This is a genomic window from Ruegeria sp. CI8 (genome assembly GCF_056536865.1).
In genome coordinates, this window is sequence record NZ_JBQFQL010000002.1 from 149394 (window position 1) to 166067 (window position 16674).

A 16674-nucleotide genomic window follows, 5' to 3' on the forward strand; every position below is an offset into this window, starting at 1 on the left:
ATGCGGAAAAAGTCGGATCTTCCGACGAAAACCTGCGCCACATGCGGGCGTCCTTTCACCTGGCGGCGAAAATGGGCCAAGGTCTGGGACGAGGTCCGCCACTGCTCGCAGCGTTGCCGCCGAGCCCGATCATCTTCGACCGGCCAACGCTAGAGGCTCTCGAGTATCTCGCGCGCGCTGTCGCGGTATTGGGCCTGTTTTTCGGGGTCCATCCGGTCCCAGGTTCGGTAGGCATGGCCCAATCTGGGATTGCCACGCAGCTTGTCGGCGTTGCGTGCGAGGAAATCCCAATACAGTGGATTGAATGGGCAGGCATTCGCACCGAACTTGCGTTTCACGTCATAGCGGCAATGCGAACAGTGATCCGACATCTTGTTGATGTAGTTTCCGCTTGCTGCGTAGGGTTTTGACCCAAGCAATCCGCCATCGGCGAATTGGCTCATTCCGATCACGTTGGGGGCCTCGACCCATTCATACGCATCGGCGTAAACCGCCAGATACCACTCGTGTACTTCGTGCGGATCGACCCCGGCCAGCATTGCGAAGTTGCCAGTCACCATCAGACGCTGGATATGGTGGGCATAGGCGTGGTCGCGCGTCTGCCCGATAGCGGCCGCCATGCAGGCCATTTCCGTTTTGGCCGTCCAGTAAAAATCCGGCAGCGGGCGGGTTGCCCCGAAGTGGTTGCGTTCCGTGTACCCGGGCATGTTCAGCCAATAGAGGCCCCGAACATATTCTCGCCAGCCGATGATCTGACGGATAAAGCCCTCGACCGCATTCAAAGGCGCGCGGCCTTCATAGTAGGCACGCTCGACCTGCCGGCAGATCTCCATCGGCCCCAGCAGACCCGCGTTCAGGTAATGCGACAGGACCGAGTGATAGAGGAACGGTTCTGCCTGTAGCATTGCGTCCTGATGGTCCCCGAACAGAGGCAGAGCGTGTCCCACGAAATGGTCCAGCGCCTCGAGCGCGCCGGCGCGGGTCACCGCGAACCAGAACGGGCGCAGCTGTCCGAAGTTGTCGCCAAACTGGGTTTCGACAAGGCTCAGAACCTCGGTGGTGATGTCATCCGGGTCGGATCGGGGCGGTCGGGGCATGAACAGATCGGCAGTGGCGGGCTTGCGGTTTTCCGCATCAAAGTTCCAGCGCCCGCCTTCGGGTTGGTCGCCGTTCATCAACAGCCCCGTTTTGCGCCGCATCTCGCGATAGAAATACTCCATCCGCAACTGCTTGCGTCCGTCCGCCCATTTGCGGAACTCCTCATGCGTGGCGACAAACCGGTCATCTTCCAGCATATGTAGATCGGTTTGGCTTTGGTCCGCCCATTCCAGCAAGGCGGTTTTCAGCCGGTACTCGCCGGGCTCGGTCACCCGAACGCTCTCAATAGACAGATCCGCGGTGGCCCGCGCGATCTCGCCTGTGATGGAGCCGGTATTGTCAGGGTCATCCCGCCTGACATAGCGAACCTGCCACCCCGCCGCACCGAGTTCTTGTGCGAAATGGCGCATCGCCGAAAAGACAAAAGCGATCTTCTTTTTGTGATGCGGAACATATCCCGCCTCGTCCGCGACTTCGGCCATCAAAACCGTGTCGCGCGCCTTCTCCGCCTGGCTCAAGGCACTCAAATTTAGGCTCAGTTGGTCGCCCAGCACCAAGATCAGTCGGCTGTGGGAGCGTTCGTTTGACTGCGTCATTTCCGTCGAGTTAGGGCCGCCACGCGCATGAGCAACCCAAATTTCCGGAAAGGGTGCACGGCAGATAAATTGAGGAACTGAGGCGGCAGACGGGAAAAATGGCGGCAAACCACCGAAGTTTGTTCCGAGAAGCTTTGGTGCCGCTGAAGGGACTCGAACCCCCGACCCCATCATTACGAATGACGTGCTCTACCAGCTGAGCTACAGCGGCCCATTTTTCGACGCGCACCCGTGCCGGTGGGGGCGCGGTATGCGGTGCGAAGGATCGTTTAAACCGTCCAACGGGCGTAGGCAAGACCGGTTATTGACCCCGATGTGAGGTTTTGCTGGTGGGCGACTGGCCTTGTTCACCCGTCGTTCGACCCGAATGCCGCTCTGGCTGAGGGCAACCGACGATCCGGTCGGATTCAGGCGCGCTTTTCTCCGATTGATGCGATGCCCAGAACGGCAAGCACCTTGGCTTCGATCTGTTCGGCGTTCATACCCGCGACCGCGTACATGTCGGCGGGGCTGGCCTGGTCGATGAAAATGTCCGGCAGCACCATCGAGCGGTATTTCAGGCCGCGATCGAAAACGCCCTCATCCGCCAGCAGTTGTGCCACGTGGCTGCCGAACCCGCCGATGGCGCCTTCCTCGATGGTGATCAGCGCTTCGTGGTTGGCGGCCAGGTCCAGGATCAGGTCGCGGTCCAGCGGCTTGGCGAACCTGGCGTCGGCGATGGTCGGGGTGATGCCGCGTGCGGTCAGCGATTCGGCGGCCTTCTGCACCTCGGCCAGGCGCGTGCCAAAGGACAGGAGCGCCACCCGCGCCCCCGACTGGATCAGGCGGCCCTTGCCGATTTCCAGAACCTGCCCGCGTTCGGGCAGATCGACGCCCACGCCTTCGCCCCGCGGATAGCGGAACGCGATGGGGCCGTCGTCATGGGCGGCCGCGGTGGCGACCATGTGCACCAGTTCGGCCTCGTCGGCGGCGGCCATCACAACCATGCCCGGCAGGTTGGACAGGTAGGCGATGTCGAACGACCCGGCATGGGTCGCGCCATCAGCACCCACCAGCCCCGCGCGGTCGATGGCAAAGCGCACCGGCAGGCGCTGGATCGCCACGTCGTGCACCACCTGGTCATAGCCGCGCTGCAAAAACGTGGAATACATCGCGCAGAACGGCTTCATCCCACCCGCCGCCAGCGCGGCCGAGAAAGTGACCCCGTGCTGCTCGGCAATCGCCACGTCGAAACAGCGCGACGGGTAGCGTTCGGCGAACAGGTTCAGCCCGGTGCCGTCGGGCATCGCCGCGGTCACCGCCACGATCTTGTCGTCGCGGCTGGCCTCGTCCACCAGGGTCTTGCCGAAGACCGAGGTGTAGGATGGCGCGTTCGACGGCGCCTTCTGCTGCTTGCCGGTAACCACGTCGAATTTGGCGGTGGCATGGCCCTTGTCGCGGGCCTGTTCGGCCGGGGCATAGCCCTTGCCCTTTTTGGTCAGCGCGTGGATCAGGATCGGCCCGGTCGCCCGCGCTTTGACCGTGCGCAGCACCGGCAGCAATTGGTCCAGGTCATGCCCGTCGATCGGGCCGACATAGGAGAATCCCAGCTCTTCGAACAGCGTGCCGCCCACCGCCATGCCCTTGAGCATCTCCTTGGCGCGCTTGGCGCCTTCGCGGAACGGTTCGGGCAGCAACGACACCGCACCCTTGGCGGCGGCTTTCAGATCGTGGAACGGCTCTTCGGCATAGATGCGCGACAGGTAGTTCGACAGAGCGCCCACGGGCGGGGCGATGCTCATCTCGTTGTCGTTCAGGATCACGATCAGGCGTTTCTTCAGGTGGCCGGCGTTGTTCATCGCCTCGAAAGCCATGCCGGCCGACATCGACCCGTCGCCGATCACCGCGATCGCGTCGCCCAGCCCCTCGGGCGTGACCCCGCCCAGGTCGCGCGCCACGGCAAAGCCCAGCGCCGCGCTGATCGAGGTCGAACTGTGCGCCGCGCCGAACGGGTCATAGGGGCTTTCGCTGCGCTTGGTGAACCCGCTGAGGCCGCCTTTCTGGCGCAGGGTGCGGATGCGGTCGCGCCGCTCGGTCAGGATCTTGTGCGGATAGCACTGGTGCCCGACATCCCAGATGATCTTGTCGCGCGGCGTGTCGAACACCGCGTGCAGGGCCACGGTCAGCTCGACCACGCCCAGCCCCGCGCCCAGATGCCCGCCGGTCACCGAGACGGCCGAAATCGTCTCGGCCCGCAACTCGTGTGCCAGCTGATGCAGCTGCGCGTCCGAAAACTGCTTGAGATCCGCCGGGCGGTTCACAAGGTCCAGAAGCGGGGTGTTCGGACGGTCTGACATGGCATCCCTTACGGTTCAGCTTTCACGCGCAATAACGAAGCGGGCGGCGTCCTTCAAGGTTTCGGCCCGTGCTCCGTACCTATCCAACGCGGCGCAGGCCTGATCAATCAGCTCGATCGCGCGGGCCTTGGCGGCGTCGAGGCCCAGCAGGGACACGAATGTCGCCTTTCCCGCCTGTGCATCCTTCTGCAACCGTTTGCCCGCCTTTTCGCTGTCACCTTCCACATCAAGGATGTCGTCGGCGATCTGAAAGGCAAGACCCAGCGCACGGGCATATTGGCGCAATGGGGTCGGATCAGCCTCCGACAGAACAGCACCGGCGCACGCCGACCATTCGATCAGCGCCCCGGTCTTGCCGGCCTGAAGATGCGTGATTTCCGGCAGGGTCAAAGGCTGTTTGGCAGTTTCGGCGGCGATGTCCAACGCCTGACCCAGAACCATGCCTTGCGCGCCGCTGGCCCGGGCGAGGCTCAGCGCCAGTTCCGCCCGAACGTCTGAAGATCCGACCTCGGGCCGGGCGCAAAGCTCGAACGCCAGCGCCTGCAAAGCGTCGCCAGCCAGAACCGCGATGCCGTCGTTCCATTGCTTGTGCACGGTCGGACGACCGCGCCGCAGATCGTCATCGTCCATGCAGGGCAGGTCGTCGTGTACCAGGCTGTAGGCGTGCAGCGCCTCGATCCCGGTCGCTGGCCAGATCGCGCAGGTCTCGTCCATCCCGTGCAGCCGGGCGCTTTCCAGCACCAGAAATCCGCGCAGCCGCTTGCCGCCCTGCGTGGCATAGGCCATCGCGCGGGTCACATCGACATCGTCCAGCGCGCCCAGAACCAGATCGAACTGCGCCTGGATCAGCGCAGCATCCTGCACCAGCCTTGCGGAAAACATTACAGACCTTCGACAGGGGTCGTCCCGGTGGGCTGCCCATCGGCATCCAGCGTGATGGCGGCCACTTTCTCCTCGGCGCGCTTCAGCTCGTCCTCGCAGCGTTTCTTCAGCTTGGCGCCGCGCTCGTACAGGGCGATCGACTGGTCCAGCGCTACGTCGCCGCGCTCCAGCTGGCCGACCACGGCCTCCAGCTCTTTCATCGCCTGTTCGAATGTCATCTCTTCAACGGGGGTCTCGGTCATCGGGCTGCCTTCATTAGTTCTTCAACATGGGCGCGTGTGGCCTTGGCCAATGCGTTCAGATCATACCCGCCTTCCAGAGTCGAGACGATACGGCCCCCACACAGCTCATCGGCGATCCGGCACAGCTGTTCGGTGATCCAGGCGAAGTCGTCGGTGGACCAATTCAGATTGGCCAGCGGATCGTCCTGATGTGCGTCGAATCCGGCCGAGATGATGATCAGCTCGGGCTGGAACGCGCGCAGCCGGGGAAAGGCCTGCGCCTCGTAGGCCGCGCGCATCTCGGCTCCGCCGGTGCCGGGGGTCAGCGGGATGTTTACGATGGTGTCATGCGCCCCGGTTTCATCCGGCCGTCCCGAACCCGGCCACAGTGGCATCTGCTGGCTGGTGATCACCAGCGCACGGGCCTCGTCCCACAGCAGATCCTGCGTGCCATTGCCGTGATGCACGTCGAAATCCACCACCGCGACCCGATCCAGCCCGTGATGATCCAGCGCATGTTTCGCCGCCAGAGCGGCATTGCCGAACAGGCAGAACCCCATGGCGGTTTCCCGTTCGGCATGATGGCCCGGCGGCCGAATGGCGCAGAACGCATTCGGCGCCTCACCGCCCAGCACCATGTCCACCGCCCGCACCACGGCCCCCGCCGCCCGATAGGCCGCATCGACCGAGCCGGGCGACATGAACGTATCCCCGTCGATCTGGCGGAACCCTTCGGTCGGGCGGCTGTCACGGATTTCGCGGATGTAACTCTCGGGATGAATCCGTAGCAGATCATCATCCGCCGCCAGCGGCGCGGTCACCCGCTGCAGGTCCAGCGGCTCCAGCGCATGCAGGATATGTTCCAGCCGGGCCACCCGCTCGGGGTGCCCCTCGGGGGTGACATGACCCAGGCAGTCGGCATGCGTCAAAACAGCGGTCTTCATGAAACTCCCCCAACTTCATCTGGCCAAAAATATCCTCGCCGAAGGCAAGAAAACGCCGCGCGGCGGCAAAATCAATCCGGCGCCAGCATATATCCTGCGCCCCGAACCGTTTGCAGATAGCGCGGCTGCTTCGGGTCCTGTTCGATCTTGCGGCGCAGGCGCGTGATCTGCACGTCCACCGCACGTTCCTGCGCCTGCCCCTTGTCGCGCCCCAGATCCTCGACCAGCTTCGACCGGCTGATCGGCTCGCCCGGCTGAGCCGAGAAGATCTTCATCAACTGGCTTTCGGTGGCGGTCAGCCGCACCGGCTCTTCGCCCTGCCACATCTCGCCGCGTTCGATGTCATAGCGGATCGGCCCCAGATGCAGGATCTTGGCGGCGGTGTCCTGCGCCGTGGTTTCCGGCATCCGCCGCAGGATGGCGTTGATCCGCAGCAGCAGTTCCTTGGGCTCGAACGGCTTGGCCAGGTAATCATCGGCCCCGGCTTCCAACCCGGCGATCCGGTGCTCGGTCTCGCCGCGTGCGGTCAGCAGCAGGATCGGCGTGTCATGCGTCTCGCGCAGGGCCCGGGTCAGGCTGACGCCATCCTCGCCCGGCATCATCACATCCATCACGATCAGGTCGAAATCCAGCCCCGACAGGACCCGCCGCGCATGGGCGGCATCACGCGCCGCCGTCACCAGAAATCCGCTGCGCATCAAGAATTTCTTAAGCAGATCGCGGATGCGTTCATCGTCATCGACGATCAGAAGGTGGGCGTCCACATCGCTCATGAAGTTGAATCCCGCAGTTTCGTGTAAGCCCGACGCATATCAGCATCCATCATCGCTTCAAGAACTTTGCGGAATCCGGCAACCGCCTCGGGGCCGGCATCCTTGTAGGCCGCGCGCATCCGGGCGCGCTGGGCGTCCGACAGCTGCGACTCGAGCGCTTTGCCCTTTTCGGTCAGGTACAGGTGGCGTTCGCGCTTGTCGACGGTGCCGACCCGGCTCTCGACGAGGCCGTCGTCGATCAGCGTGCGCAGCACCCGGTTCAGCGACTGCTTGGTCACCCCCAGAATCGCCAGCAGGTTGTTCACCGTGGTGCCCGGCGCACGGTTGATGAAATGGATCGCCCGGTGATGCGCCCGGCCATAGGCCATTTCGCTTAAGATGCGGTCGGGGTCGGCGGTAAAGCCGCGATAGGCGAAGAACATCGCCTCGATCCCCTGGCGAAGCTGTTCATCCGTCAGAAACAACAGGCTTTCTCCGCCAAAGACCGGGGCGGGGCGGATCTCGGACATATCGGGCCTCATTCGTTACACGCCCCGACTTTAAGTCAGCGTTATTGACATTCCAAGGGCGGACAGGTATCGAATCGCAGTTTTTGCGCAATTTTGTGTCCGGGTCGGACCTAAGTAGCGCAACAATCGGAAATGTGGCCCGAGTCAGGAGGTTTCGGATGGCGGGATATGACGATCGTGACGGTGTCATCTGGATGGATGGCGAATTTGTGCCCTGGCGCGACGCCAAGGTGCATGTCCTGACCCATGCGATGCACTATGCCAGCTCGGTCTTCGAGGGCGAGCGTGCCTATAACGGCAAGATTTTCAAAAGCCGCGAACATTCCGAGCGGTTGATCAAGTCGGCCGAGGCGCTGGACATGCCGATGCCCTACACGGTCGATCAGATCGAGGCGGCCAAGGCCGAAACGCTCGAGAAAAGCGGCCTCAAGGACGCATATGTGCGCGCGCTGGTCTGGCGCGGTTCGGGCGAGGACATGGGCGTGGCCTCGGCGCGCAACCCGGTGCGCATGGCCATCGCGGTCTGGCCCTGGGGCGCCTATTACGGCGACGCCAAGATGCAGGGCGCCAAGCTGGACATCGCTGAATGGAAGCGGCCCAGCCCGGAAACCATCCCGGTCCATGCCAAGGCGGCGGGGCTGTACATGATCTGCACCATCTCCAAGCACAAGGCCGAGGCCAAAGGCTGTTCGGATGCCTTGTTTATGGATTACCGCGGCTATGTGGCCGAGGCGACCGGTGCCAACGTATTCTTCGTGAAGGATGGCGAAGTGCATACACCGCTGGCCGACTGCTTCCTGAACGGGATTACCCGCCAGACGGTGATCCAGATGCTGAAAGACAAAGGCATCACCGTACACGAACGCCACATCCTGCCCGAGGAGATGGCCGAATTCGAACAGTGCTGGCTGACCGGCACCGCGGCCGAGGTCACGCCGGTGGGCCAGATCGGTGAGTATACCTTCGAGGTCGGCGACCTGACCCGTGAGATCGCCAACGATTACGAACAGCTGGTTCGCAGCTGATCCGACATCCGCTCGGGCGGTGGCCGACCGGCCTTGCCGCCCGTCCGGGGTTTGTTGCAGATCGTCCGCTGCGCTGGACGATCGGGTGCGAATCCGTATCCTTGGCGCATGTTGGACCTGCTCAGCGATATCCTGACGCGCCTGTCTTTGCGGGGCACCCTGTATTTCCGGACCTCGTTCACGCCGCCCTTCGGCGTGCAGGTGCCTGCATTCGAAAACGTCGCCCGGTTTCACTTCGTCCAGCGCGGAGAGCTGAAGGTGCATGTGTCCACCACCGGCGAGACCCTGCGGTTGCGGCAGGGGGATCTGATCCTGATCCCGCACGGGGCCGCACATGCGCTGCTGTGCAACGAGGTCCGGCCCGTGGATGCTCTGCCGCTGGAGCAGGTTCTGGACCGGGCCGGCTACAAAGGTGACGGTGTGCTGGTCTATGGCGGAGCCGAGCAGGACCGTGACACCCAACTGATCTGCGGGCATTTCTCGTTTGCCGGTCCGGCCGGGCGGCGCGGCACAGGGCATATGCTGATCGACCGTCTGCCGCCCTATATCCTGATCGAGAATTACGGCGAATCCGCTGGGGCCTGGATCGAGGCGACGCTGCGGATGATCGAATCCGAGGTTGCGGGTGCCCGGATCGGCGGGGACCTGATCGCGCTGAAACTGTCTGAGGTTCTGTTCGCCCAGGCGATCCGCGCCTATCTGGAACATCAAAGCCCCACCGATGCGGCCCTGTCGGGCTTCGCCGATCCACGTATATCACGCGCGCTGGGCGCCTTTCACCGCGACCCGGCCCGCGAGTGGAGCGTGGCATCGCTGGCGCGTGAAGCCGGCATGTCGCGCACGACCTTCGCACAGCTGTTCACCCAGAAGATGGGCGCCACGCCCATGCAATACCTGACCGACTGGCGTATGCAGATTGCCTGCCACGGACTGATCGAAAGCCGCTGGAACGTGGCCGACGCGGCGGCTCAGGTCGGCTATGCCTCCGAGGCGGCGTTTTCGCGGGTGTTCAAGAAGCAGATCGGCCTGTCTCCAGCCGCTTACAGGGCGATGCACTGATCCGGCAAACTGGCGGACGATCTGCAAGGTATTCCAAACGATCTGGGCTGCTACGTTCGGGCTGGCGAACATATCCTTGATCCGTCCTCAATCAAGGAAAGGAAACATCATGTCTCTGCGTTTCGTTACCCGCACCATTCATGCCAATTTGGACTACCCGGTTGCCCTGGCCCTGATGGGGTTGCCATTTCTTCTGGGACTGGGCGCGTCGAACCCGATTGCGCTGTGGCTGTCGGTGGCCACCGGCGTGGCGGCTTTCGTGCTGACGGTGCTGACGGATCATCACCTGGGCGTCTGGCGCGTGCTGCCCTACAGGTTTCACCTGGCCGTCGATCTGCTGGTGGGGCTCACCTTCCTGTTCGCGCCCAGCCTGTTCGGCTTCACCGGTCTGGATGCGGTCTACTACTGGCTGAATGGCGCCGCCGTGGTGGCCGTAATCTCGCTCAGCGCGCCTGACCAGACAGCCACCGCCTGATCCCTTGCTCCGGCCATCTGGCCGGGGCGAATTTTGGTCTTGAAAAGTCCGACAGAAATTGTCAGTTTTGGCCCAACGCCAGATACCCCGGTATCAAGCCTTTGATTCCGAGACGGCCTGCACGCCAAGCCGTACACCCGCGAGGGCGCGCCACCGTCTCGGAAACGATTTCGGAAAGGCCACGCGATGCGCGACCCGATACTTGAACTTCTGTCCAGTTCAGACCTGCCCCTTGGCAGCGGGTGCTGCGCCGATGGCGACCTGGTGGCCTACCTGGACTGCAAATGCCAGGACGGATGCTGTGACCGGGCGGCCGGTGTCGCGGACGCCCGGATCGCCACTGTCCCCCAGAGCACGCCGGCGGCACCGGCAAGTGGTGCCGTCCCGCGTTGACCGATCAGAAATCGACGCCGCGCTGGGCCTTGATGCCGGCCTGAAACGGGTGCTTTTCCTCGGTCATTTCGGTGACCAGATCGGCATAATCGCGCAGCGCCTGTGGCGCGTCGCGCCCGGTCAGGAACACGCTGGTCCGGTCCGAGCGGGCTTTCAGCCCTTCGATCACCGCGTCCACCGAAAGGTATTCATAGCGCAGGGCGATGTTGATCTCGTCCAGCACCACAAGGTCATAGTCGCCGCTGGCCATCAGGTCGCGCGCCTTGTCGAAGGCGGCGGTGGCGGCGGCGATGTCGCGGTCGCGGTCCTGGGTGTCCCAGGTGAAGCCTTCGCCCATCGTTTGCCAGGTGACCAGATCGCGCTCTTCGAAGAACCGCCGCTCGCCAGTCTTCCATTTGCCCTTGATGAACTGCACCACGGCTACTTTCTGGCCCCAGCCCAGTGCGCGGATCACCACGCCGAACGCGGCCGAGGATTTGCCCTTGCCCTTGCCGGTGTTGATCAGCACCAGACCGCGGCCGGGATCCACGGCCTCGGACACTTTCTTGCGGTGCTGGGCCTGCACCTGTTGCATCTTCTGTTTGTGGTCCTGTGCGTCGCTCATGGCAAAACCTCGTTGATTGTTTGCGCCAACCTAGGCGATGGGCGCAAAAGGTAAAGTCAGGGTTTGTGATCGGTCAGCGACCGCGCCTTGCCGCGTTCCAGACCCAGCTGGTGTTCGCGCCAGATCACCACCGCATTGCCGGCAATCACCAGCGCCGCCCCCAGCAGGATCGCCAGGGTCGGCAGTTCGTCGAACCAGACATAGCCGATGAAGATGGCAAACAGCATCGACGTATAGTCATAGGGCGCCAGCATCGAGGCCTGCCCGAACCGGTAGGACGAGGTCACCAGAATCTGCGCGACGCCGCCGATCAGCCCCATCGTAATCAGGATCAGCAGCTGGTTCAGGGTCGGCATGGTCCAGCCCCAGAACACGGTCAGCGCCGACAGCAGCGTGGCGGTCATCGAGAAATAAAAGACGATCGCGGCGGGGTGATCGACTTGCACCAGTTGCCGGATGTGGATCTGCACGAAGCCACGGGCCACGGTCGCGCCCAGCACGCACAGCGCGCCGATCGTGGCGCCGGTGCCCAGATCGGCCGAGCCCAGCCGCGGCCAGATCATTATCAGCACGCCCAAAAGCCCGATCGCCACCGCGCCGATGCGGATCAGGCGGATGCGCTCGCCCAGCAGCAGCGCCGCCAGGATCAGGGTGAAGATCGGCGTGGCATAGCCGATGGCCGTAACCTCGGGCAGCGGCAGCAGGCTGAGCCCGGTGAAGGTCAGGCCCATGGCGGTGGTGCCCAGCACCCCGCGCCAGAAATGGCCCATGGGTTTCCTGACGACAAAGCCCTGCGCCAGTTCCCCGCGCGAGATCAGCCAGGCCACGATCACCGGCACCGCGAAAAGCGAACGGAAAAACACCATCTGGCCTGGCGGGAAATCCGCCGACAGCGCCTTGACCAGCGCCGACATTGCAGTGAACAGGAACAGCGCGCTGAGTTTCAGCGTCACGGCCAGCACGGGGCGATGAGAGGTCAGGGATTGGGCCATCGGCGCGACCCTGCGCCTTTGCGCGGCAAAGATCAACGGGTCGGATTTGGGCGTGTCCAGCTGTCGGGCAGAGGGCTGCCGATCTCTTCGGCGAATTCGGTCAGAAACCGGATCATGCGCCGGACCCGTTGCTGCGCGATCTGCCGTCCGGCTTGTGTCAGCATGTCGTCGGGCAGGGCCAACAGCTTCACCTTCCAGTGGTCGATCGAATAGTGCAGATCGTCCAGCGGCCGGTGCGAAGCGAACGGATCGGCCGGATCATAGAGCGTCCGCCCCAAAGCGCCGGACACCGAGAAATTCCGCGCGATCCCGATGGCGCCCAGCGCATCCAACCGGTCGGCATCGCGCAGGATGCGCGCCTCGGGCGTCTCGGGCGGGATGTTGGCGGAAAAACTGTGCGCTTCGATCGCGTGGCGGGTGGCGGCGATCTGGGCATCGCTCAGGCCCAGTTCTCGCAGAACAGGCTCGGACTCCTCGGCCGACCGGCGCGAGGCCAGGTGCCGGTCGGGGTCGTTCTTGGGCAGGTTGACCAGATCGTGCAGATAGCAGGCCGCCAGCAGCACGGTCCTGTCGGTCTGCGCGTCGGCGATGGCGCGGGCATTGACCCAGACACGGTCCAGATGGGCCAGGTCATGGGCCGGGTCGGTGATCATCCGCTGTGCGACGACCGCGCGCAGGCGGTCGCGCAGCTCAGCCAATCCGTCCACGGTTTTTACCGATCTGGCCGCGATGCAGCAGCAGGTGGTCCAGGATCACGCAGGCCATCATCGCCTCGCCCACTGGGACGGCGCGGATGCCGACGCAGGGGTCGTGGCGGCCCTTGGTGATGATCTCGGTCTCTTCGCCCGATTTGGTGATGGTCTTGCGCGTGGTCAGGATCGACGAGGTGGGCTTGACCGCGAAACGCACCACGATGTCCTGCCCGGTCGAGATACCGCCCAGAATGCCGCCTGCATGGTTCGAGCTGTATTGCGGGCCGTTCTGGCCCATGAAAATCTCGTCGGCATTGGCCTCGCCGGTCAGTTCGGCGGCGGCCATGCCTTCGCCGATCTCGACGCCCTTGACCGCGTTGATCGACATCATCGCCGCCGCCAGATCGGTGTCGAGCTTGCCATAGACCGGCGCGCCGAGGCCTGCGGGAACGCCACGCGCCACCACTTCGACCACCGCGCCGACCGAGTTGCCGGATTTGCGCAGGTCATCGAGATAGGCCGCCCAGTCCTCGGCGGCTTGTGCATCCGGGGTCCAGAACGGGTTCTGTTCGATCTGCGCCCAGTCAAAGTTGGTGCGGTCGATCCGGTGCGGGCCGATCTGGGTCATGTAGCCGGTGATCTGGACATTGGGCGCGATCTGCTTGATCGCCTCGCGCGCCAGCGCGCCCGCGGCCACCCGCGCCGCCGTTTCGCGGGCCGAGCTGCGCCCGCCGCCGCGATAGTCGCGGATGCCGTATTTCTGCCAATAGGTAATGTCGGCATGGCCGGGGCGGAACTTGTCCATGATGTCCCCGTAGTCCTTCGAGCGTTGATCGGTGTTCTCGATCATCAGCTGGACCGGGGTGCCGGTTGTCTGGCCCTCGAACACGCCTGACAGGATCTCCACCTGATCGGGCTCGCGCCGCTGGGTGGTGAACTTGTTCTGGCCCGGTTTGCGCTTGTCCAGCCAGTGCTGGATCATACCCTCGTCGATCGGGACGCCGGGCGGGCAGCCATCCACCGTGGCGCCCAGCGCGGGGCCGTGGCTTTCACCCCAGGTGGTGACGCGGAAAAGGTGTCCAAAGCTGTTCATCGACATGGGGCGTGCTCCTTTGAGGGTCGTGATTAACGGCGAGAGCCTGCCGCCTCAAGCTGATTTGCGGTTGGGGCATCGCTGCCCCAACCCGGTGTGCCTAGGCCGCACGGGTCAGTGCGGCGCGAGTTTCGACGATTTTCAGCGCCGCCCGAGCTGCCTCGCGCCCCTTTTCCACGAAATGCGCGCGGTAGATGGCGTTGTGATGGTCGGTTTCCTGGAACTGGTGCGGCGTCAGCGACACCGACAAGACCGGCACGCCGGTTTCCAGCCCCGCGCGCATCAGCCCGTCAACCACGGCCTGCGCCACGAAATCGTGCCGGTAGATACCGCCATCGACGACAAAGGCCGCGCAGGCCACGGCGGCATAGCGGCCCGTCCGGGCCAGGTCGCGGGCCAGCAGGGGCATTTCAAACGCGCCCGGCACGTCGAACACATCGACCTGATCGGCGGGGATCAGCTCCAGAAAACCGTCCAGCGCGCGGTCGACGATATCGGCATGCCAGTTGGCTTTGACGAAAGCATAGCGGGTGTGTGTCATCGTGATCTCCTTTCAGCTTGGTGGCCTGCTGGCGGGTGCGAACGGTTTCGCTGCCAGCGCGGCATGACACGTCACCCAAGGCGATCACGGACAGACGCGCCCTTGGCGGGGCGCGCTGCTCGTTCTCTTTCATCCGGACTTTAACCGTCGGCTCTGGCCTCTCACCAGATCTGCTGACACTCTGCCGGTTGGATGACAGAGCCGCTCGCGGGCTGGCGGGCCTGGGCCCGCATACCGCCGGTGGGGAATTCCGCCCCGCCCTGAGAACGGCGCGACCTTGCCAAGCGTGCGCGCGATCTGCAAGACCTGTCTGCAGGAGGACGGTCATGCACCCCAACCCAGCCTTTCGCGCCGAGGACCGCGCGCGCCATGTGGAGTTTGCCCGCAGCCGGGGATTCGGCGTACTGGCGCTGTCGGTCGACGGCCCGCCATTGATCAGCCATGTGCCCTTTCTGCTGTCCGAGGATGGCGCGGTGGCCGAACTGCATCTGGTGCGTTCGAACCCGATCGTGCGGGCGCTGGCCAACCCGCAGGAGGCGCGGATCGCGGTTCAGGGGCCCGACGGCTATGTCTCGCCCGATTGGTACGGGGTCGCGGATCAGGTGCCCACATGGAACTATGTGGCGGTCCACCTGACAGGCCGGCTGGAATTGCAGCCCCAGGACCGGCTGCGCGATCTTCTGGATCGGCAATCGGCCTTTTTTGAGCAGCGGCTGCAACCCAAACCGCCCTGGCGCGCCGACAAGATGGACCCGGCGGCGCTGGAGCGGATGATGCGCATGATCGTGCCCTGCCGCATGCAGATCACCCAGATCGACGGCACCTGGAAACTGAACCAGAACAAGCCCGAGGCGGCGCGGCTGGCCGCCGCCGAGAATGTCGAGCAGTCCGGGATCGGCACCGAGCTTGGTCAACTGGCCGCCCTGATGCGGGACAGTTGACCGGCGCCGGGTTGGGTTCAGTCGGTGAACGTGGCCAGATAGGCGGCGATATCCTCGGCACCTGTCTTCAGCTTGACGCTCATGTTCGGGCGGGCGGTCTCGTCCTTCAGGAAGTCCTGGATGAACCCGATCGGGTCGCGGGCGTAGGCGGCAATATTCTCTTGCGTCCAGACCAGGCCGTTTTCACCGGCGCGGATCATGTCATCGGTGAACATGCCGATGGGCAGCCGTTCGCTGCCGTTCAGATAGTCGTTTTCGGTTCCGGCGGCCCTGCCGACCACACCATAGAGATTCGGGCCGGTGATGCCGCCTTTGATCAGAACCTCGCCATCCTTGATGATGGCGTGACAGGACGAGCAGCGGTTGTAGAGTTTCTCGCCGCGCGCGGCGTCGCCTTCGGCGGCGGCGTGGTGTGCGGCGGTGAACGCGAGCAGCAGAATGGAATTTTTAAACAAAGTCATTTGGGTCCTCATTCAGGTCGGTCGCGCGCCCGCCGCCTTTGCTTGAAAAACCCCGGGGTCGCAACCGGGAAATTTATCGCGACGCAACTAAAAAAATGATTTCAAAATAGATGTTTACATGGGTTTCGTGGTTCCGGAACCGCGCGGTCAGGTTGCTGTCGTATATGCCGCGTGCCGGGTACCCGAGTGAACAGGTGCTCGGCCGGGCCAAGGCCGATAGTCGTGGCGAAGGGTTAGAGAATCACCTGCGAAGTGATTCGCGCCTTCGAACGGCGATTTTCGCAACATCCGAGGAAGTTCTTGAAAAATGACCCCTTCATTGTGACATGAATGCCCAGATGCGGCGTAGTGCGCGCCTATGACCGCTGGACGAACCGATTTCCGCCAGCTAGATACCCGCGATGAGACGCCGCTTTGATGCGGTGCTGATGCATGTTTGCCCGTAGCCGGGCGCTGGAATCGGAGAAAACCTCGTGTCCCACGCAGAAGACCACGAAGGCACCCGCAGAGATTTCCTCTACTACGCCGCCGGCGGCGCAGGTGTCGTTGCAACGGGAGCCGCCGTGTGGCCCCTGGTCAACCAAATGAACCCCTCGGCAGACGTTCAGGCGCTGTCCTCGATCCGCGTGGACGTCAGCGGCGTCGAGATTGGCACCCAGATCACGGTCAAGTGGCTGGGCAAGCCCGTCTTCATTCGTCGCCGTACCGAAGAAGAGATCAACTGGGGCCGCGAAGTGCCGCTGGAGGATCTGCCGGATCAGAACGACCGGAACGAAAACAAGCCGAACCTGCCCGCGACCGATGAAAACCGGACGCTGGACGAAGCCGGCGAATGGCTGGTGATGATGGGCGTCTGCACCCATCTGGGCTGCGTTCCTCTGGGCGACGGCGCTGGTGATTTTCACGGGTGGTTCTGCCCGTGCCACGGATCGCACTACGATACGGCGGGCCGTATCCGCAAAGGTCCCGCTCCGGAAAACCTGCATATCCCGGTCGCCGAGTTCCTCGACGAAACCACCATCAAGCTGGGTTAAGGAGA

General features: G+C 63.8%; 20 protein-coding genes, 1 tRNA gene and 1 riboswitch. Of the genes, 7 read left to right on the forward strand and 14 right to left on the reverse strand.

All coding sequences use genetic code 11. From position 1 onward, the window contains the following. Complete coding sequence (locus tag ACR0DA_RS11315) at positions 1–153, forward strand: DUF2256 domain-containing protein (RefSeq protein WP_217353607.1); 153 nt, start codon at positions 1–3, stop codon at positions 151–153. Here the strand turns inward: ACR0DA_RS11315 and ACR0DA_RS11320 are convergent. The 8 genes from ACR0DA_RS11320 to ACR0DA_RS11355 all read right to left on the reverse strand — a co-directional run bounded on the left by ACR0DA_RS11320 (position 150) and on the right by ACR0DA_RS11355 (position 7359). Next, positions 150–1694: a cryptochrome/photolyase family protein gene (locus ACR0DA_RS11320; RefSeq protein WP_480754054.1), complete on the reverse strand. Its 1545-nt coding sequence runs from the start codon at positions 1692–1694 to the stop codon at positions 150–152. The two genes, ACR0DA_RS11315 and ACR0DA_RS11320, sit on opposite strands and share 4 nt — an antisense overlap. 135 nt (positions 1695–1829) lie before the next feature. Continuing rightward, positions 1830–1905, reverse strand: a tRNA-Thr gene (locus ACR0DA_RS11325). A gap of 196 nt (positions 1906–2101) precedes the next feature. After that, entirely contained in the window at positions 2102–4030 is a 1929-nt protein-coding gene (dxs, locus tag ACR0DA_RS11330; protein WP_480754056.1) for a 1-deoxy-D-xylulose-5-phosphate synthase, read from the reverse strand. A gap of 15 nt (positions 4031–4045) precedes the next feature. Further along, the gene (locus ACR0DA_RS11335) at positions 4046–4912 is read right to left on the reverse strand and encodes a polyprenyl synthetase family protein (protein ID WP_480754058.1); all 867 of its coding nucleotides are present in this window, start codon (positions 4910–4912) and stop codon (positions 4046–4048) included. Further along, complete coding sequence (locus ACR0DA_RS11340) at positions 4912–5154, reverse strand: exodeoxyribonuclease VII small subunit (RefSeq protein ID WP_170342825.1); 243 nt, start codon at positions 5152–5154, stop codon at positions 4912–4914. The genes ACR0DA_RS11335 and ACR0DA_RS11340 overlap by 1 nt, the downstream gene beginning before the upstream one ends. Further along, a complete protein-coding gene (locus ACR0DA_RS11345; protein ID WP_170370334.1) occupies positions 5151–6077 on the reverse strand; it encodes a histone deacetylase family protein in 927 nt (308 codons plus the stop codon). The genes ACR0DA_RS11340 and ACR0DA_RS11345 overlap by 4 nt, the downstream gene beginning before the upstream one ends. A gap of 71 nt (positions 6078–6148) precedes the next feature. Next, a complete protein-coding gene (locus ACR0DA_RS11350; RefSeq protein WP_093964013.1) occupies positions 6149–6850 on the reverse strand; it encodes a response regulator in 702 nt (233 codons plus the stop codon). Beyond that, positions 6847–7359 (reverse strand): MarR family winged helix-turn-helix transcriptional regulator, encoded by a 513-nt coding sequence (locus ACR0DA_RS11355; RefSeq protein WP_170342830.1) that lies wholly within the window; start codon positions 7357–7359, stop codon positions 6847–6849. The genes ACR0DA_RS11350 and ACR0DA_RS11355 overlap by 4 nt, the downstream gene beginning before the upstream one ends. Positions 7360–7517: 158 nt before the next feature. Here ACR0DA_RS11355 and ACR0DA_RS11360 point away from each other — a divergent pair, with 158 nt between their 5' ends. The 4 genes from ACR0DA_RS11360 to ACR0DA_RS11375 all read left to right on the forward strand — a co-directional run bounded on the left by ACR0DA_RS11360 (position 7518) and on the right by ACR0DA_RS11375 (position 10311). After that, positions 7518–8384, forward strand: coding sequence for a branched-chain amino acid aminotransferase (locus ACR0DA_RS11360; RefSeq protein ID WP_093964015.1), 867 nt, complete (start codon positions 7518–7520; stop codon positions 8382–8384). A 108-nt stretch (positions 8385–8492) separates the two neighbouring features. Then, positions 8493–9443 carry an AraC family transcriptional regulator gene (locus ACR0DA_RS11365; protein WP_170364029.1) on the forward strand — a complete coding sequence of 317 codons (951 nt, stop codon included), beginning with the start codon at positions 8493–8495 and terminating at the stop codon, positions 9441–9443. Between the two features lie 109 nt (positions 9444–9552). After that, a complete protein-coding gene (locus ACR0DA_RS11370) occupies positions 9553–9918 on the forward strand; it encodes a hypothetical protein (protein WP_480754061.1) in 366 nt (121 codons plus the stop codon). Between the two features lie 186 nt (positions 9919–10104). Beyond that, positions 10105–10311, forward strand: coding sequence for a hypothetical protein (locus ACR0DA_RS11375; protein WP_170342839.1), 207 nt, complete (start codon positions 10105–10107; stop codon positions 10309–10311). A 4-nt stretch (positions 10312–10315) separates the two neighbouring features. Here ACR0DA_RS11375 and cobO read toward each other — a convergent pair whose 3' ends face one another. The 5 genes from cobO to ACR0DA_RS11400 form a co-directional block, all read right to left on the reverse strand. Next, positions 10316–10915: a cob(I)yrinic acid a,c-diamide adenosyltransferase gene (cobO, locus tag ACR0DA_RS11380; RefSeq protein ID WP_170510530.1), complete on the reverse strand. Its 600-nt coding sequence runs from the start codon at positions 10913–10915 to the stop codon at positions 10316–10318. A 56-nt stretch (positions 10916–10971) separates the two neighbouring features. Continuing rightward, positions 10972–11907 carry a DMT family transporter gene (locus tag ACR0DA_RS11385; protein ID WP_149774168.1) on the reverse strand — a complete coding sequence of 312 codons (936 nt, stop codon included), beginning with the start codon at positions 11905–11907 and terminating at the stop codon, positions 10972–10974. 32 nt (positions 11908–11939) lie between these two features. Then, positions 11940–12614 carry an HD domain-containing protein gene (locus ACR0DA_RS11390; RefSeq protein ID WP_149774169.1) on the reverse strand — a complete coding sequence of 225 codons (675 nt, stop codon included), beginning with the start codon at positions 12612–12614 and terminating at the stop codon, positions 11940–11942. Then, positions 12598–13698 (reverse strand): chorismate synthase, encoded by a 1101-nt coding sequence (aroC, locus tag ACR0DA_RS11395; protein WP_480754063.1) that lies wholly within the window; start codon positions 13696–13698, stop codon positions 12598–12600. Before aroC ends, ACR0DA_RS11390 begins: the two co-directional genes overlap by 17 nt. Before the next feature lie 94 nt (positions 13699–13792). Then, the gene (locus tag ACR0DA_RS11400; protein ID WP_480754065.1) at positions 13793–14233 is read right to left on the reverse strand and encodes a 6,7-dimethyl-8-ribityllumazine synthase; all 441 of its coding nucleotides are present in this window, start codon (positions 14231–14233) and stop codon (positions 13793–13795) included. A 117-nt stretch (positions 14234–14350) separates the two neighbouring features. Further along, positions 14351–14505: riboswitch (FMN riboswitch) on the reverse strand. Positions 14506–14559: 54 nt separating this feature from the next. On the opposite strand from ACR0DA_RS11400, the gene ACR0DA_RS11405 reads away from it, so the two are divergent. Beyond that, positions 14560–15174, forward strand: a complete 615-nt coding sequence (locus tag ACR0DA_RS11405; RefSeq protein ID WP_170391320.1) for an FMN-binding negative transcriptional regulator — start codon at positions 14560–14562, stop codon at positions 15172–15174. 17 nt (positions 15175–15191) lie between these two features. Here the strand turns inward: ACR0DA_RS11405 and ACR0DA_RS11410 are convergent, their stop codons facing one another. Next, a complete protein-coding gene (locus ACR0DA_RS11410) occupies positions 15192–15635 on the reverse strand; it encodes a c-type cytochrome (protein ID WP_170364034.1) in 444 nt (147 codons plus the stop codon). Between the two features lie 473 nt (positions 15636–16108). Here ACR0DA_RS11410 and petA point away from each other — a divergent pair, with 473 nt between their 5' ends. Beyond that, positions 16109–16669: a ubiquinol-cytochrome c reductase iron-sulfur subunit gene (gene petA / locus ACR0DA_RS11415; protein WP_093964025.1), complete on the forward strand. Its 561-nt coding sequence runs from the start codon at positions 16109–16111 to the stop codon at positions 16667–16669. The last annotated feature ends 5 nt before the right edge of the window (positions 16670–16674 follow it).

What these genes read in the sequence shown, in the direction of transcription:
- ACR0DA_RS11315 (WP_217353607.1), top strand. Translation starts at nt 1, where the DNA reads ATGCGGAAAAAGTCGGATCTTCCGACGAAAACCTGCGCCACATGCGGG.
- ACR0DA_RS11320 (WP_480754054.1), bottom strand. Translation starts at nt 1,694, where the DNA reads ATGACGCAGTCAAACGAACGCTCCCACAGCCGACTGATCTTGGTGCTG.
- dxs (WP_480754056.1), bottom strand. Translation starts at nt 4,030, where the DNA reads ATGTCAGACCGTCCGAACACCCCGCTTCTGGACCTTGTGAACCGCCCG.
- ACR0DA_RS11335 (WP_480754058.1), bottom strand. Translation starts at nt 4,912, where the DNA reads ATGTTTTCCGCAAGGCTGGTGCAGGATGCTGCGCTGATCCAGGCGCAG.
- ACR0DA_RS11340 (WP_170342825.1), bottom strand. Translation starts at nt 5,154, where the DNA reads ATGACCGAGACCCCCGTTGAAGAGATGACATTCGAACAGGCGATGAAA.
- ACR0DA_RS11345 (WP_170370334.1), bottom strand. Translation starts at nt 6,077, where the DNA reads ATGAAGACCGCTGTTTTGACGCATGCCGACTGCCTGGGTCATGTCACC.
- ACR0DA_RS11350 (WP_093964013.1), bottom strand. Translation starts at nt 6,850, where the DNA reads ATGAGCGATGTGGACGCCCACCTTCTGATCGTCGATGACGATGAACGC.
- ACR0DA_RS11355 (WP_170342830.1), bottom strand. Translation starts at nt 7,359, where the DNA reads ATGTCCGAGATCCGCCCCGCCCCGGTCTTTGGCGGAGAAAGCCTGTTG.
- ACR0DA_RS11360 (WP_093964015.1), top strand. Translation starts at nt 7,518, where the DNA reads ATGGCGGGATATGACGATCGTGACGGTGTCATCTGGATGGATGGCGAA.
- ACR0DA_RS11365 (WP_170364029.1), top strand. Translation starts at nt 8,493, where the DNA reads ATGTTGGACCTGCTCAGCGATATCCTGACGCGCCTGTCTTTGCGGGGC.
- ACR0DA_RS11370 (WP_480754061.1), top strand. Translation starts at nt 9,553, where the DNA reads ATGTCTCTGCGTTTCGTTACCCGCACCATTCATGCCAATTTGGACTAC.
- ACR0DA_RS11375 (WP_170342839.1), top strand. Translation starts at nt 10,105, where the DNA reads ATGCGCGACCCGATACTTGAACTTCTGTCCAGTTCAGACCTGCCCCTT.
- cobO (WP_170510530.1), bottom strand. Translation starts at nt 10,915, where the DNA reads ATGAGCGACGCACAGGACCACAAACAGAAGATGCAACAGGTGCAGGCC.
- ACR0DA_RS11385 (WP_149774168.1), bottom strand. Translation starts at nt 11,907, where the DNA reads ATGGCCCAATCCCTGACCTCTCATCGCCCCGTGCTGGCCGTGACGCTG.
- aroC (WP_480754063.1), bottom strand. Translation starts at nt 13,698, where the DNA reads ATGTCGATGAACAGCTTTGGACACCTTTTCCGCGTCACCACCTGGGGT.
- ACR0DA_RS11400 (WP_480754065.1), bottom strand. Translation starts at nt 14,233, where the DNA reads ATGACACACACCCGCTATGCTTTCGTCAAAGCCAACTGGCATGCCGAT.
- ACR0DA_RS11405 (WP_170391320.1), top strand. Translation starts at nt 14,560, where the DNA reads ATGCACCCCAACCCAGCCTTTCGCGCCGAGGACCGCGCGCGCCATGTG.
- ACR0DA_RS11410 (WP_170364034.1), bottom strand. Translation starts at nt 15,635, where the DNA reads ATGACTTTGTTTAAAAATTCCATTCTGCTGCTCGCGTTCACCGCCGCA.